This is a genomic window from Secundilactobacillus muriivasis (genome assembly GCF_054785195.1).
On the sequence record NZ_BAABMI010000031.1, the window covers coordinates 11669 to 27286 of the forward strand.

Below are 15618 nucleotides of genomic sequence, written 5' to 3' on the forward strand. Positions count from 1 at the left end.
ACCTTTTTGGACCGCTAGATTCAAGTGATTTCACTATAATAGAAAAGTTCTAAAAACGGTTAATCAATTGATTAGAATTGTGATATTATTAATTTGAAAACGGATCGATTTAGTCAGCCACCTGGAGAATGGCTGACGGTTAGAATCGATGCGGTCACCTTTGGAGGGGGATTTTATTATGAATAAGCATGGGCGTAGTCTAGGTGAAACTAAGACTCATTTTAAAATGTATAAAAAAGGCCGTAACTGGATGGTAGCAGGGGTTGCCATGACGAGTTTCGGTCTAAGTGTGGTTGGGTTTGGACCCCAGACTGCTAAGGCGGATACGGCGACCACGGATGCTGATACAACGGCCGTCAGTACCGTTACGACTGATGATCAGGAAGTCGCGTTAAAGACGGGGAATACTAGCCAGGCAGAGTCGACTGGAACGGCGCAAGCAGCAACTAGTTCGACGACTGCTGCGACAAGTAAGCAAGCACCAACGACGGCAGCAGCATCGACTACTGACACTGACAAGACGGTAACCGAAGCAGATGAGAGTGCGTCGACAACTGTTGCTAAGGCAACGGCGAGTGATGATAGAACTACTGCTACAACACCTGATACGACAACAGCGACAAAGTCTGGATCAACTAATAGTGAATCAACACCAGTAACCGTTACAACTGACGACACCGCTAATACTGCCAATCAGGAAACAGCGACAAGCGCTTCAGTTGAAACGCCAACGTCAATTCAGGGTAGCGAAACCGTCACGAACTTAAAGACGGCTGGTGATGCTGCTTTTGAAGCGGCCAAGAAGGTTGCTAGTGAAAATTATAAGACACTGGGAACGGCGCAGAAGATCGTGCGGATGGCAGATAGTGCGGTTTATACTCTTGCGAATGGCGAATCAGTAACAACTGGCGCGGACTTTACTGTTAATACCGCGCCAACTGGTACGGATATTGCTGACGGCACTTTTGGTACCAGTCAGTGGCGCGTGTCTGATGATAAGGTTTTGCATATTGGTGCGGGTGAATTGGGCACGAGTCACGGAACGTTGATTAATTCCGATGGCACCCGTCGCTGGGCAAGTAGCAATTGGACCGCTTTTCAAGATAACATTAAAACAATCGATATTGAAGAAGGGGTAATTGCGCCGGTAGATGTAAGTTATCTATTTGATCATTTAGAAAATTTAACTACTATCAATGGGTTAGACAATCTAGATACGTCAAAAACTCAAAATTTTACTGATATGTTTGCTGAAAACAATCGACTGACGAATTTAAAAACAGAGGACCTGGATACCTCATCGGCCACAAACCTTGGTGGGATGTTTTTAATGGATATTGACCTGTATTCATTGAATCTCAGCACGTGGGACGTTTCTAATGTGACGAACTTCTCGTATATGTTTGCATACGCTGGTATAAATTCGTTAGATTTAACTAATTGGGTGACAACTAGCGGTAAATCTTACGGTGGAATGTTTTCTGAAATCGGAGACTTAACGCAGATTACCTTTGGTACCGGATTTACCATTAAGCCGGACATGCCAACGGTTATGATTAATGATGAAAATACGCCAACGACAACGGGAAAGGCGAACATCACCTACGTTTCGAATTGGATTGGTGTTGGTGCAGGGACGGTTCAAGATCCTCAAGGGCTTCACTTGGTGGATACGACCTACAGTGGCGATCCCGCAGATGCGGACACGTATGTGTTAAACGCAACGAATACAGTTGCCTTTGAATACATGGATACGAACACTGGCGAGATTCTTAAAATGGATAAATTTACCGGCAAAATAGGGACTAGAGGCGTCTACAAAGTTGTTGTCCCAGATGGTTACATCATCGCCTATAATAACCCTGCATCGGATGAAATAGATTATGTGTTTAGCACAGATAATAATTTTGCGCATACGATCGTGCTTAGAGCGGTTATGAATGAAACCTATGTGCAAACGTACCAGTCTTCAGTGACTAAAGATGATGGAACAGTAATCGCAACGACTAGTGGCAAAACGACCTATGATCTTGTGCTTGATAAGCCAACGACATCACTCGGCATTGTCGCAAGTAAAATTGAAGCAGTTAATTCAACGACTTACGAAAATGACGTTGCCAAAAACGCTTCAATCACGGATACCATTCCGGATGGGTATGAAGTGAGTGCCGTCCACGTTTCATTGACGGGACCTACAGGAACCGTAGTTGCGATGTATTACAATTACCGGACTCAAGATGCGACAATGACGACAACGAGCATTAATTCAGATACAGGGGAAAAAACGGTGATGGATTGGGCGCCGCTGGCTGAACAGCAAGGGACAACACTTGCCGCTAATAATAAGCAGGGGTTAGACAATTTGTTGAAGTGGAATGGCAATCAAGTGACGATTGGGTTTGATAAATTAGTTGGTCAATACCTACCATACGCCATCGAATCCATCGCCTACACCATCTCCCCAACTGCGCAAACCCGCACCTTAAACTACATCAACAAACTCGACAACACCCAAGTTGCAAGCGACACCATCAACGGCGTAACGGACGAGAGTGGCACCTACACTGTGACCGCACCAGCGGGCTATGCCTTAGCCTCCGGTCAAGCAACGGCGATTGCGTACACGTTAACCGCGGATAATGTGACACCGCTGGAAGTGAGCGTCATTCCAGCCATCAGCAAGTTGCCGGATGAATCCCAAACGCCAAGTACGTTAACGGTCCACTATGTTGATCAAAATGGCAATTCAGTGACGCCAAGTGTTGCGCAGAAGGGCACTATCGGCACGCCATTTACCGTGACCGCCCCAACGATTTCGGGTTACACGTTAGTTGATCCAAATCAAGCAACGGTTGATGGCACTTACGCTGGTAACGCAATGGCGTTGACGCTGGTCTACAAAGCAATTCCAGCAACTACTGGTACAGATACAACTGGCGATGACACCACTGCACCGGCGACAACGACAATCTCGACCACACCAGCACAAGTCGTCACCACACCAACGACCGCAACAACCTCAACGTCTGAAGCTAACGCCAACGTGACGCCGACAACGGCCGAGCCAGAGGCGGTCGTGACGGATGAAAGTGCGGCTCAAGCAACGACCGATAGCGGTGAAAAGCCAGTTACCACAACCGACAACGGTAAGACGATTGCCTCAGTTGCATCGATTAACGTGAGTTCGGCAAATACCGCGGCGGTATCGACGAGTTCGAAGACGACTGCCACGAAGGTGACTGCCACTTCAGCAACCGCTAAGTTACCACAAACCAGTGAATCAACCGGTGCGATTGGCGCACTGATTGGTGCGGTTTTATTGTCAGCTGCTAGTTTGTTGGGCTTTGGTATTAAGAAACAACGGCGGAATTAACGAAGCAACCAAAACAGAAAGTCCTAACCGCAGATGGTTGGGGCTTTTTGCCGTCATTAAGATTACGCTCAGCTAACAACAAGCCTATAATAAAGTTATCAAAACGCAGTGACGTAGGAGGTCTCAGCCATGACACAGAAATTTCAGTTCACAGATGCAGAAAAGGTTCAGCTATTAGCGGATTTAATTGCAATTAAATCAGTTAACGATAACGAAGTAACGGTTGCGCAGTATTTGCAAAAATTGTTAGCGAAATACGATATCTCGGCGCAGATTTTGCCCGTTGAAGGCAATCGGGCTGATTTAGTAGCCGAAATTGGGAGCGGTCAGCCAGTGCTGGGCATCTCCGGTCACATGGACGTGGTGTCCGCCGGCGATGAAAGTCAGTGGACGAGTGACCCTTACACGTTGACTGAGCGTGATGGGAAGCTGTACGGCCGTGGCGCAGCGGATATGAAGTCCGGATTGGCCGCGATGGTGATTGCGATGATTGAAATTAAACAGAATTACCTGTTGAAGCAGGGGACTTTGCGGTTAATGGCGACGATGGGTGAAGAAGTCGGTGAACTTGGCTCCAAGAAGTTCGCGGATGACGGCTACATGGATGACGTCGATGCGTTAGTGATTGGCGAACCTTCCGGCTATGCGATTGGTTATGCGCATAAGGGGTCGATTGATATTCGACTCACTTCGACTGGTAAAGCCGCGCATAGTTCCATGCCAGAACAGGGCTACAACGCCATTGATCCGCTGATTGATCTACTGGGCAAGGCGAACCACACCTTTCGGGATACGGATCGCCACAGTGAACTGATGGGAAAGTTGCTGTTTAACACCACCATTTTTAACGGCGGTAACCAAGTTAATTCGATTCCCGAAAAAGCAACGGCTGAAATCAATATTCGGACGGTGCCGGAGTTCAACAACGATGAGGTTGCTGAAAAGATGACGGCGTTAGTTGATGAACAAAATGCTAAGGGCGCTGATATTGCGATGGATATCTACATGTCGCAACCATCCATCGAGACCAGCGGAAAGTCAACCTTAGTGACGTTGGGGCAAGAAATTGGCGCGCAGTACGCTGGTGAGGACGTGCCAACGAACGCGATTACGGCGGTGACGGATGCGTCTAATATGGTTTACGGGAAAGGATTGGATTATCCGTTAGCTATTTTCGGCCCGGGGAGTTTGACGGTCCATCAAGTTAACGAGTACGTTGGAAAGCAGATGTACCTTGATTTCTCGAAGCTCTATGTGGCTTGGTTTAGTCGGTATTTGAACGAAAATTAATAGTATGAACGCAAAAGGGCACCTCATCGTTTCGGATGAGGTGCCCTTTTCGTGTCGTTAATGAGATAAATGGGCGCTTGATGCCGGGCATATCTGAGCGTTGCCCGTTTTTAATGGGGTGAATCATGGTCTTTGGTGGCCACGATTCGATTACTTTGCTGCCGCCAAGGTGGATTAACTTGAATAGGATTGTTGGATACGATTTAAAGTCGCTCATTACACAATAAGTTCACTAAAAATATTTAGCTATTACGAATGAAAAAATAATAATTACAAGTAATGCGACATTGGCTGTCATGCCAAAATGATAAAGTTATTGGCGTAAAACATTATTAGGGGAGGATTCATTATGACAAACTTTAGAAAACATTCAATGGCAATGGCGCTTGGGACGGTGACGTTATCGTTGGCACTTGGTGGACTGTTTAGTGCGCCGCAGAGTGCTAGTGCGAAGACGAAGTGGACACGGTATACGCCAACTGCTTTGAGAGGTAATTGGGTATCTAAATCAAAGGGGAATTTTTACGGTTTTATGGGATACGAATACTGTAAATTAACGAAGGACTCGTTCTCAGATATCGTAAATACGGAAGCTGGTAATTTCTTTGATCAGAAAAAGATGTACTATCATCATAAATCTGGTAGCCAGTATTACTATGTTAAAGGCAATGCAGGATATGGTTTGGAACTTTATACGGAATTTCGAAAATCAGGTAATAAGATTAAAGCTCGGTTGTATGGAATTGCAGAAGATAATGGCAAAGTAACCAAACGCAATAACAGCTGGGGGTTATGGATGTACAAGAGCAAGTCATTACCTAAACCTAATTGGAAGTAGTTTTTTGCCTTTGAACTTGGTGTTTAAATATATAAACATCGATAGACCATAGGGGGTTAATAATGATAAAAGTGCCTAAAAACATTGCATTAATAGTTACTGGTTTAGTAATGGCGATGATTCTGTTTATTCCTTCAGCAAAGGCGAAAACTACTTTTAAGTACTATCAAAATATTAAAGACACAACTTGTTCAGTAACGTATAAGTACGCCCCAGTTTACACGACTGGGAAATTAACTCATAAAAAGGGAACCATTCGATCTTATGGTACAAAGGTTAAGGCTTACTATGCCGCACACGTTATTAGAGATGGGTACCCCTACGTTTTTTATAAATTTAAAGTAGGAAAGAAAACTGGTTGGATCTGGAATGGTTATCTGAGAGAAAAATTTGATGAAGCCCGGGTGGATGCACGATTGCTGACGTTAGTTAATCAAAGGCGTTCAAAAGCAGGAATTGCACCACTTAAGGCTAATAAAACTTTATTTGATAAAGTGGCATTAGTTCGAGCTAAGCAACTTCAAACTAATTTTGCGTTTCAAGATAAGGATGGACATTTTTTGGCGCTTAAATTAGCTAGGGATAATAATTTCAATTTTGCATGGTTGCATGAAATTATCTATCGTAATGCTGATAATGGCGGTATTCAGGCGGATGATGTTAATATGTTTTCTAATACTAGTAATAAAGTGGCAGATAATATTTTTTACGATTATTGGGATCATGCTGGTGATAAGGAAGCTATTCTCGATGCGGATGCTACCGGCATTGCTATAGCAACAGCTTCGCAAAAGGAAAGTTATTATCAAAACGTAATGGAATTTTATCGTGCGTCTTAGTACTGTGAGTAACCGTGATTTAGCAACATAAATGAAAGCTACTATCAAATACCAGAGGACTGCAATTATGAATAAGATTTTTTTGAAACTAGGTTTAGGAGCAGCTGCCATATTAGCCGGCATGGAATTTGCTAGTTTTAACGAACAGGCTTCTGCAGCTACTTGGCATTCAGGTACACCAGCGGCTTTAAGAGGAAGTTACCAAACGAAGTTAAAGGCAAATGGCAATTCAGGTTGGTTGGCTTATCGTTATGTATTTACTAAAAGCTATGCCGCAAGAGAAGCGCGTATGTATCAACCCAAAACTAAGTTTAAGTATGGCGCTCCAGCTGGTGGGTTAGCTGAATCAGTTAAGTACGAAAAGGTTAAGAGCAATCTTTATAAGCTTAAGGGGACGCCGTTTACTGGAAAGCATAAGACGTTATACGTGCATACTTACAGTAAAAAGCGGATCAAGGTATCGTACACGACATCGTTTAGTAAGAGTACTTACTACTACAAGGTTAATAAGGATACCGGATTGAAATAAAATTAATTATCAATTGATGTTAGTTGAGAATTAACAACCTTATAGAAATAATTAATGCTAAATAAACGGAAGTGGTAGTCGCAATCGTGACTACCACTTTCGTTTATTTAGTGGAATCTATAGTTAATAGTGTAATAATTTTTACTATTTATAAACTCTTGCAAGATTAATTTTGTCTGCTTTAGAGATAGTATGTGTAGGAATATTGTCGTACATAACGCTAGTTTTATCCTTATTGTAGTTGAACCCTAAAGATAGCCCAATTGCCTGTTCGCATTGAATTAAACGAAATTGGTTCGTAGTGAGTCCTTTAGGTGCTTTAACTTTTCGGTTGATATTAGCATGCGCCTTGATCAAGGTAAACATGCCATTTACCTTTTCAGAATACCGAGTCCCAGAAAAGCCTGGTGCCGGCTTTGCCGAGGTTGTGAGGTATAGGTTTGATTTTTTAGATTCGACAAGTTTCACTGATTTCGTAGCACTCCAAGCCTTAGCTGCTTTTGCCCACAACTTTTTGTAATATGGGGAGGTACTATTAGTTCGATAGGTAATGGTCTTAGACTTCCAGCGTGCGGTTGCAATTTGGTTAAGTGAAGCTGCTTGGGCCGCTGTAGGGTGATTATTGATCATTATTCCGATACTTAAAGCAGTTGCTGCAATGAATAAAGAAGTTAGTAACTTAGTTGCCCATTTTTTCATAAAATGACTACCTCCGAGTTATTGAAATAATTGAATTATTCGTAAGTAACATTGCTATCGTTAGAAGGATAGTAGAAGTTCATAACGTTATAGAGTCTACCTGCGTGTGAAATGGTGGCGATGGCAACGCGAGTTACTTCTGGCGAAAGGATATTTTCCTTGTGTCCCCAATCAGACTCAGCATCGTCATAGAAGTAACCATAGAAGATGTTATCTGCTGTTTTAATATTAGTTTCATCAAAATAATAGTTTGCAATATTTTCGCTGAAATATGAGTGATCAATATTATTTGCGGTTGCAAGATCGTCAGCAATAAAATTACCATTTTCATCTTCGTGTTCAAAGCTAGTTTCAATTTGTTTAGCACGGACCATTGTAACGGTATTAAATAAATTTTGATCAACGGTTACAGGCTGAGTGCCGTTTTTAACTCGTTGCTCGTTTACTAAATCTAGTAAGTGGGCATCTACTTTAGCTTCATCAAAAGTTTCAGTTTTAGCTACAGGTTTATTCGCTGCTTTTTTAGATAAATAACCGTGCCAAACCCAACCAGTTTTGTTGCCCACTTTAAATTTATAGTAAACCGATGATTTACCATTTTTGGTAAGGTGAGCAGCGTAGTATCCAGTCACCTTAGTGCCAAACGATGCCATAGTGCCCTTCTTATGCTTTAAAGTACCGGTAGTATAAACTGTGGCATTTTTATTGGTCACAGTATACGTGGCGTTTTTGATATCTTGGTAATAACGCAACGTTGTTTTTGCACTAGCCTGACTAGGCGCAATGAGTGCGAAGGTCGTTAAACTTAGTGCAGATACAGCTAATCCCTGAATTATAGTTGACTTCATGACGAGTCCTCCCAACAAATTATGATAGGACTAATTTAGCATAAAGGGGCGTCAACATTTGTCGCTTCATAAGTTAAAAATAAATAAAACATAATCATTAAATAAGCACTTTTAGTTTTTACGAATGAAAAAATAATAATTACAAGTAATGCGACAGTTAATGTCGTGGCAAAATGATAAATTTATAGGCGTAAATCATTGTTAGGGGAGGATTCATTATGACAAACTTTAGAAAACATTCAATGGCAATGGCGCTTGGAACCGTGACGTTATCATTGGCGCTTGGTGGGCTGTTTAGTGCACCACAGAATGCTAGTGCGAAGACGAAGTGGACTAAAAATACGCCAACTGCGCTTCGAGGAACTTGGCGGGCTAAGAAGTTACTGAATGGGACTTCGTTGATAACGGGGTTTAAAGAACATTACCAGCAGTTCAGTTATATCGATAAGACTGGTATTGGAAGCATGGTTGTACCAATAGATAACCCAGACACATTAATCAAGCCGTACTATCACCATACTAAAGGAACCAAGAATTACTATGTCAAAGGTTCATATCCATCCGATAACAAGTGGGTAACGGTTTATGATAAATTTCAATTAAGCGGTAAGAAATTGCGATACCGCACCTACTTAGTTTTGGATAAAAAGGGTCACAAAACTAAGTTGCCTTTTGGAACGATGAAGAGCTATTCACAGTGGATGTATAAGGGGCAGGCTCAAAAGTAACTGAGAATAATCAATTGAAAATGAATCCAACTAATCAATCCACCGAAGGAGATTGTTCATTATGAAAAAAACTACTTTAAAAACTTTGGCGATGTCATTTGTTGTTGCAACTACTTTAGGTGTCGGTGCGCTTGTAAGCCAACCTACTAGTGCGAGTGCGGCAAGCGATTTTTCAAAATTTAACACATCTAATCATACTGTTACTTATCATATTAATAGCACTTCAAATTATTATCATGGAATGTGGGCAAATGCTGTTAAAGCTTGGAGTAAAAATGGTACTTTAAAATTTAAAGAGGTTGCTAAAAATGATAATCCGAAGTTGACGTTATCGACAGAAAAAGGAACACAATCCGACGTTAAGCATGGTTATGCTAATAGAACTAGTTATGACGGATTAGGAAATAGAACCGCTCATGTTGTACGTGCTACTGTAAAAGATTTAACATTAAAAGAAAAAACTAGCATTGCTGAACATTCATTAGGACTAACTTTGGGACTTAATAAAGAATCTGATTCTAGTTCAAGTATTATGAACGTTCATTATTCATTTGTGAATTCCATCACAAAAACAGATTTACACAATCTCGCCGCGTTATATAAGTAAACTAAGTTAACTGAATTCAATTTTCATGTTAACTAAAAGGCGCCTATCATTTAATGGGCGCCTTTTTAGTATCAATATTTAAATTAAGATTAGGCATAATATATTTAAACTAAAGTCTAGAAGGTGATCCTATGGAATTTTTTAATTTTTCGAAACCCTTATAATGAACAAAAAACACATGCTAACAAGAAAACAACAAATACTGATAATGAATTTAAACAATTAACGCCTAAACAAATCATTGATAAACGTTTTCGGTTAATTGACGACCACGTTATCATATCTAATACGCTAGGTTATTTCTTTCGATTACGTTTCATAATTTCTCGACCATCAACACGATCATCTTCCAATACTGGGACATTATCCCAATCAGGTTCAGCAGTAATATCCCTGTCAAAAAGTCGACTATAACCGGCAGAATTCAAGCATTAGAAAATAATGGTAAGTTTCAAAAAGACAATTAATTCGAATTCAGCTGAATCAATTTATTTACTGATGTAAAATTAACGAGTAATAATTGTCGTTATCTCTAAAAAAATATAAACAAGTTATTCCAAGCGACGTTTAATGTCGCCCACATTCTGTACAATATGGTTATTCAATTGCGATGGCGTTAAAACCTTAATTACTGCTACCGCAATATACTTAAAAAGGTGGTCTTCAATATGACAGCATTACAATTCAACGCTTTTGATAGTTGGGCATACTGGTCAGTTCCTGCTAACGTTCCTAGTGATCCAGAGGCTAAGCAACAAGCATTTGGTGCCGATTACAAGCCAGAAACGTTTCCGCTAGAACAACTTGGTGACGATGTTGCAACTAAGCTTCAGCAGACGCGCTATGTTTTGATTGGTATGAATCCTGGTAATGCGGTTGTTGACCATCCTGCTGATAAACAGTTTCTTAACTTTCACGGTCAGAAACGCAGTATGGATTATCGCTTAGCTGCCGCAACCTATGGCACCGATTTATGGGGTGCGTTTATGACCGATTTGTCGCATACAATTGAAAGTGATAGTGGCAAAGTTAAGCTTACTGAAAGTGATGTTGCTGATTTGGAACGGCATCTTGATGAATTAGGGGTACCAGCTAGTGCGACGTTGGTTGCATTAGGTAAACCTAGTTTTGAGTTATTATCGAAGTTTGCGAAACGGCCAGTTAAAGGCATTCCACATTATTCTGGCGCTAACTCTGGTGCGGGGGAAAATCGTTGGAATGCTGAAGGTGTTCATCAGCAAATCTTGGAAATTACCCGAGGCTAGAAAAAATTTTTGATGCGTACAGCAAAAGACAGTTTGGGCTCAATTGCCCAAACTGTCTTTTTTTGATTGGTGCTACTTCAACTTCCACAGCTCTACCGGTAGTTCTAATAAGTGGTTGCTGATACGGATACCTATTGTCCTATGATTAGACCCTCGATGGTTATACCTAAAACGATAATAAAAGACTTAATCTGCGTTAAAAAAAGCGACTATAAACAGATCGATATGGGCATAGATGGTTGATTATGATAAAATTTTAATAATACTAATAGTAGCAAATGTTATTAAACCGCATTGGTTAAAGTAAAACAGCAATCAAAATTTTGATAAAACTGATAATTTGTGGAAATGATCAGTGATGCGCGATGATGCAGCGAGTGTTTGGCGTAAAGATGAAGGTAATTTATTCGTGATGATAAGCGAATTGTATGAGTCTGGTGAGTCATTGACTTTGAACACCGAATTACTTATTTTTTAAATTTTGTCGAGATAGGCGACAAAGGTTGTCGGCCAGATTGTGTATCCTAAGAATTGTTGATTACGTGAATTGAATGAATGTAAGTTGGGAGGTTTGAAAATGGATTCAGAAGAACTAAGCACGAAACAACATATGACAGGACAAGCGCGAGTAACGGACCTGTTAATGAAGCTACTACTAGGTGAAAAAATCGTTGTCACAGCCGCGCTAGCCGAGTATCAAATTACGCTCCGAACGCTACAGCGGGATATTGACGTGATTCGGGGGGCGCTGGCTGAAAATACAATGGAAGACCAGCTTACATATCAGCGCGAACTCAAAGCCTACCAACTCGTTAAGCATGATGAATGGTCCTTTGAAGAGGTGTTGGCGCTACTTAAAGTGATTATTGGTTCTCGGGCGTTTAGTAAGGAGAAACTGACACCGATATTGAACCATTTGCTGGCAACGTTATCTGACCAACGGCAATCGGATGCAAAGCGGTTGATTACGGATGTTTGGGCGAAGTACGTACCGGTGCAGGCGAATGCGGACGTGTTGACGCAAATCAAGTATTTTTCGGAGTTGATCGTGAATCAAACTGCGATTCGGTTTAGCTACCATAGTGAACCGAAAGTGACGTTAGTTCGGGAAGGGGTCGGCATTCCATTGAATCTCTTCTTCGCCGACTATTACTTTTACGTGGTCATGTATCTGGTCGAAGATGACAACGCGGCCGTTTATCGAATGGACGATTTGGAAAATATTCATACCGTCCGCACTACAAAAATTAAGCTGCCACGTGAGAAAAAAATTGACGTTGGCGTGCTTCGCAATTCAACTTACCTATTACCCGGTGGCACGGACATTAGTTTCCGTTTTCGTTACTGGGATGTGCCACAGAAGGCCTTGGATAAGCTGCCTAATTCACGAATTACGCACCATAACCAAGATGGGAGTGTGACGATTGAAGGTGACCATTTAGGTTCTCGGGGCGCATTATTATGGGTGCTGAGTCAAGGCGCTAACATCAAAGTCGAACAACCCCAGAGTTTGGTTGATGCAGTTCGAACCGAGATGAAACGGGCGTTAGCCATTTATGAGCAAGATGAGAAACAGCCTTAAAACGTGAGGCTGGGGAAAAGTCCATATTGGTAAGCATCGAACTAATTTCTTAACTCGAAGTGAGTTAAAAATTTCACTTTATCTCAAGACTGTTATCTAGTCTAAACGTGCGCCAAAACTCAGGTCCCGGCCATATAAGAGAACCGGCCCGTAGATTCCAAAACCAGGAATCCACGGACCGGTCCTCTTATATTCTGGGACCTAAACGAGTTTTTGCCCACTCTCACGTTTTTGATTATGAATTGTACTGCGCCAACATCCGTTCCACCTGTTCCTTCAACCGCCGCCGTGCCTCAGTCGGTTTCACCAACTCAACCCGTTCCCCCTGACTCAACAACCACATCAGAGTCCCACGTTCATAAGCCTCAAACTTAATCTCCCGAACGGTCTCAAACGGACTTTCATTAGCCTTAACGATTTTGGTTTCCCGAGCGCTGGGAAATTGGTCCTTAACGGTCTCAAACAGGCCACGGTAGTTTACTGTGAATGTCTCGCTTCGGGTTCCTGAATGCATGTAGTGAATCAATTTTTCCTCGCTACCGGCGCTAAATTGTTCCTCACGTGGTAGTTTGATGACCTTACGGCTTTTTTTCACATCGAGGATGCGATCGACGCGGAAGAAGCGTTCCGCCTGGTCTTTATCAGAGTAGGACACGAGGTAGAAATAGTGCGCATCGGTAACCAGCGCTTCCGGGAGCACGAGTCGGCTCGTTTTTTTACCGACCATGCCCTGGTAGGTTAACTTAACGGTTTGCTTTTTGGTGATGTAGTTACTGAGCTCCCAGACCCACTGCAGTAGATCCTGATTGTGACTAGGCCCTTCGTAGAGTCGATATTCGGATTGAATCAATGCATTGATTTCATCCGCGTCACGCTTTGCGAGGAGGGCGAGCAGTGATTCGACAGTGGCGGAGAGTTCTTTTTTGTTGAGGACGCGGCTGGACAATAGGATTTTTAGCAAAATCAACATGGTGCGTTTGGACAGGTCGTTGTTGACGCGTTCAAGGTAGTAGTAACGCTTTCTGTCTTGCATCCGGTGCTCAATGCTGATGCCTTTGTGATACTCACTAAAAAAGGAGCGAATATTATCCATGTCACGCTGAACAGTTTTAACGCTCACGTGGTAAACATTCTCGGCGAGGTCCTTCAAGTTAACCGGCGCGTCCGTCCAAAGTCGCTTATAGATGTCGATCACGCGACGAGTCTGTGCGCGTTGGCGTCGACGTTCTTTTTCGGCCGCGATTTCTTCAGCTGTTTTCGGGGTGCCATCTTCGTGTAAGTCTTTTTCGGTCATGGGTGAGTCCTCCTAGGCATGTGGCTGGTCTTAACGGGTCAAGTCTAACAAATCAGCACGACATTAAACGTCGTCTGGTCAAGTTTAAAGTTAGTTTAGCATAAAAAATACCGGTTGAAATAATAAGTTAAATCAGCAAATTTTTTCAATTTACGACACGTGACGCGACATCAAGTGTCGCAGCCGTTTTCTATAATAGGGTCATTGTTAGAACAGTGGTGATACCATTCACCCGTCAACTACCCAAATGGAGGGATTCGATTAATGACTTTAACTGAAGATGCGATCCAAAACTTTATGGCTGACCACGACTTAGAATCATCGATCATTAGCTACAGCGAAAGCCGACCTGATTTACTACAAACGGGTCAAGCTGTGACGTTGTTATCGTCAGAACGTCGCCGACTAACGAGACGTCAAAATCGATATCAACTTTATGATATCTACGGCGTTTGCACGGTCGATGGCGTGGCCTTGCCTGAGTTTCAAGCTGCTTTGGAGAAGGGCGTTGATCTTGATGCTGTCGAACATTGGTCGTACGATGTGCCGAACCTTGATGTGATCATCAAACTCGTTCAAGCCGTTAACCAGCAAGGTTTTAAGGTTTACGGCGCTCGTCATGAACAGCTTGCTACTTGGGAAGTGACTGACGAAGAGCATTTGAAACGCGCATTGCGAAAGCAACGCACCGTTGATTATGATCAACTCATTCAGATTGAGCCGGGCGAGGCGGCCAATCCGACGACCGAAACAGTGATGGTCGACCTTGGCGATCATCCCGTCATGACGCGTTACGAACCGAGTGAAGTTCGTCGCATGATCTACGAAGAAGACTTCTATGACGTCCGTGATGCAAACGGTCACGCTGTCTTAACTGCCATTCCGCTCGCTAGTCTAGGAGCCGTCTTGTTGTGCCTGCTGTTAAGCATGCGCCCTGAAACGATTGCGCGCTTGCTATTATGGCCACGACTTTCCGCTGAAGAAGTCGAAACTGCTGCCCTAATCTACCACGAAGACTATTGCTCTGCTGAACGTGAAGTGACGACCGTGTCTGACCTTCACTTAATGGCCCACTTGCCAGTCGTTAAAGACGATGCGCACGTGACGACCTATTTTCAATTTCACCATGAAGTTAACAATGAAGCATATGGCCCAATTAGCAACGCCATCTTGAATGAAGACTTACTGACCACGTTGAACCGAACCTACCACAGCCAATACGATGACGTTGCCCAAGCCGACCGCCAATTGACCGACTGGTTGGTGCGGACTGCCTTTCGTGCCGATATGTTCATTGAACGCGTCGAACGTCGAAAGATCGGCACGTTTAATATTCATAAAATTTGCGTTGACGACGCCGGCAACCTTGGCGAATTTGAAGGCAAGGACCGCTGGTATGGCGAAGATTATCCACATTCGACGGTCTTTAACGTTATTGAACGTAACCTTGAAGAACTTGAACGCTACGACCTAACGTTTGAAGCGCTCGTGACCTACGTGCTGAGTAAGCCGGAGGTCGCGTTGCCGAAACCGGAGACGTTGATGACGTTGCCAGCCTAATTCAAAAAACGCGCACTGAGATAATCAGTGCGCGTTTTTTTGAATTGATCAACCATGTTCTGTTGACACCGTTTTTCACAATGGTATGGTAAACTTAATTTTGATTTTTGCATGGTTAGACAACGTTTCAGACTGTGAAGAATCACTTTGGTTAAGTTATTTGGAG

At 42.7% G+C, this 15618-nt stretch carries 13 protein-coding genes; 10 read left to right on the plus strand and 3 right to left on the minus strand.

The window, feature by feature from the left end:
* The first annotated feature begins 178 nt into the window (after window positions 1-178).
* The 5 genes from ACYVR3_RS07985 (at window position 179) to ACYVR3_RS08005 (ending at window position 6869) form a co-directional block, all read left to right on the plus strand.
* Window positions 179-3373, plus strand: a complete 3195-nt coding sequence (locus ACYVR3_RS07985; protein WP_461243817.1) for a BspA family leucine-rich repeat surface protein — start codon at window positions 179-181, stop codon at window positions 3371-3373.
* 129 nt (window positions 3374-3502) lie between these two features.
* Window positions 3503-4663: an ArgE/DapE family deacylase gene (locus tag ACYVR3_RS07990; RefSeq protein ID WP_461243818.1), complete on the plus strand. Its 1161-nt coding sequence runs from the start codon at window positions 3503-3505 to the stop codon at window positions 4661-4663.
* A 349-nt stretch (window positions 4664-5012) separates the two neighbouring features.
* Entirely contained in the window at window positions 5013-5501 is a 489-nt protein-coding gene (locus tag ACYVR3_RS07995) for a hypothetical protein (RefSeq protein ID WP_461243819.1), read from the plus strand.
* A 62-nt stretch (window positions 5502-5563) separates the two neighbouring features.
* Complete coding sequence (locus ACYVR3_RS08000) at window positions 5564-6340, plus strand: CAP domain-containing protein (protein ID WP_461243820.1); 777 nt, start codon at window positions 5564-5566, stop codon at window positions 6338-6340.
* A gap of 67 nt (window positions 6341-6407) precedes the next feature.
* Entirely contained in the window at window positions 6408-6869 is a 462-nt protein-coding gene (locus ACYVR3_RS08005) for a hypothetical protein (RefSeq protein ID WP_461243821.1), read from the plus strand.
* A gap of 144 nt (window positions 6870-7013) precedes the next feature.
* On the opposite strand, the gene ACYVR3_RS08010 is transcribed toward ACYVR3_RS08005, so the two are convergent.
* Together ACYVR3_RS08010 and ACYVR3_RS08015 are read right to left on the minus strand one after the other, a co-directional pair.
* Window positions 7014-7568, minus strand: coding sequence for a hypothetical protein (locus ACYVR3_RS08010; protein ID WP_461243822.1), 555 nt, complete (start codon window positions 7566-7568; stop codon window positions 7014-7016).
* Window positions 7569-7603: 35 nt separating this feature from the next.
* The gene (locus tag ACYVR3_RS08015) at window positions 7604-8416 is read right to left on the minus strand and encodes a CAP domain-containing protein (protein ID WP_461243823.1); all 813 of its coding nucleotides are present in this window, start codon (window positions 8414-8416) and stop codon (window positions 7604-7606) included.
* 218 nt (window positions 8417-8634) lie between these two features.
* On the opposite strand from ACYVR3_RS08015, the gene ACYVR3_RS08020 reads away from it, so the two are divergent.
* From ACYVR3_RS08020 to ACYVR3_RS08035, 4 genes are all read left to right on the plus strand, one after another.
* On the plus strand, window positions 8635-9144 hold the full coding sequence (locus ACYVR3_RS08020; protein WP_461243824.1) for a hypothetical protein: 510 nt from the start codon (window positions 8635-8637) through the stop codon (window positions 9142-9144).
* 61 nt (window positions 9145-9205) lie between these two features.
* The gene (locus tag ACYVR3_RS08025) at window positions 9206-9751 is read left to right on the plus strand and encodes a zinc metalloprotease (RefSeq protein WP_461243825.1); all 546 of its coding nucleotides are present in this window, start codon (window positions 9206-9208) and stop codon (window positions 9749-9751) included.
* 668 nt (window positions 9752-10419) lie between these two features.
* Window positions 10420-11016, plus strand: a complete 597-nt coding sequence (locus ACYVR3_RS08030) for a hypothetical protein (protein WP_461243826.1) — start codon at window positions 10420-10422, stop codon at window positions 11014-11016.
* A gap of 577 nt (window positions 11017-11593) precedes the next feature.
* Window positions 11594-12598, plus strand: coding sequence for a helix-turn-helix transcriptional regulator (locus ACYVR3_RS08035; protein ID WP_461243827.1), 1005 nt, complete (start codon window positions 11594-11596; stop codon window positions 12596-12598).
* A gap of 235 nt (window positions 12599-12833) precedes the next feature.
* Here the strand turns inward: ACYVR3_RS08035 and ACYVR3_RS08040 are convergent, their stop codons facing one another.
* Window positions 12834-13892, minus strand: coding sequence for a helix-turn-helix transcriptional regulator (locus ACYVR3_RS08040; protein WP_461243828.1), 1059 nt, complete (start codon window positions 13890-13892; stop codon window positions 12834-12836).
* Window positions 13893-14156: 264 nt separating this feature from the next.
* Between ACYVR3_RS08040 and ACYVR3_RS08045 the strand changes: the two genes are divergently transcribed.
* Complete coding sequence (locus ACYVR3_RS08045; protein WP_461243829.1) at window positions 14157-15452, plus strand: hypothetical protein; 1296 nt, start codon at window positions 14157-14159, stop codon at window positions 15450-15452.
* Window positions 15453-15618 lie beyond the last annotated feature (166 nt).

Bases quoted from the DNA above. Each gene is read 5' to 3' on its own strand.
- ACYVR3_RS07985 (WP_461243817.1), top strand. From the start codon at position 179: ATGAATAAGCATGGGCGTAGTCTAGGTGAAACTAAGACTCATTTTAAA.
- ACYVR3_RS07990 (WP_461243818.1), top strand. From the start codon at position 3,503: ATGACACAGAAATTTCAGTTCACAGATGCAGAAAAGGTTCAGCTATTA.
- ACYVR3_RS07995 (WP_461243819.1), top strand. From the start codon at position 5,013: ATGACAAACTTTAGAAAACATTCAATGGCAATGGCGCTTGGGACGGTG.
- ACYVR3_RS08000 (WP_461243820.1), top strand. From the start codon at position 5,564: ATGATAAAAGTGCCTAAAAACATTGCATTAATAGTTACTGGTTTAGTA.
- ACYVR3_RS08005 (WP_461243821.1), top strand. From the start codon at position 6,408: ATGAATAAGATTTTTTTGAAACTAGGTTTAGGAGCAGCTGCCATATTA.
- ACYVR3_RS08010 (WP_461243822.1), bottom strand. From the start codon at position 7,568: ATGAAAAAATGGGCAACTAAGTTACTAACTTCTTTATTCATTGCAGCA.
- ACYVR3_RS08015 (WP_461243823.1), bottom strand. From the start codon at position 8,416: ATGAAGTCAACTATAATTCAGGGATTAGCTGTATCTGCACTAAGTTTA.
- ACYVR3_RS08020 (WP_461243824.1), top strand. From the start codon at position 8,635: ATGACAAACTTTAGAAAACATTCAATGGCAATGGCGCTTGGAACCGTG.
- ACYVR3_RS08025 (WP_461243825.1), top strand. From the start codon at position 9,206: ATGAAAAAAACTACTTTAAAAACTTTGGCGATGTCATTTGTTGTTGCA.
- ACYVR3_RS08030 (WP_461243826.1), top strand. From the start codon at position 10,420: ATGACAGCATTACAATTCAACGCTTTTGATAGTTGGGCATACTGGTCA.
- ACYVR3_RS08035 (WP_461243827.1), top strand. From the start codon at position 11,594: ATGGATTCAGAAGAACTAAGCACGAAACAACATATGACAGGACAAGCG.
- ACYVR3_RS08040 (WP_461243828.1), bottom strand. From the start codon at position 13,892: ATGACCGAAAAAGACTTACACGAAGATGGCACCCCGAAAACAGCTGAA.
- ACYVR3_RS08045 (WP_461243829.1), top strand. From the start codon at position 14,157: ATGACTTTAACTGAAGATGCGATCCAAAACTTTATGGCTGACCACGAC.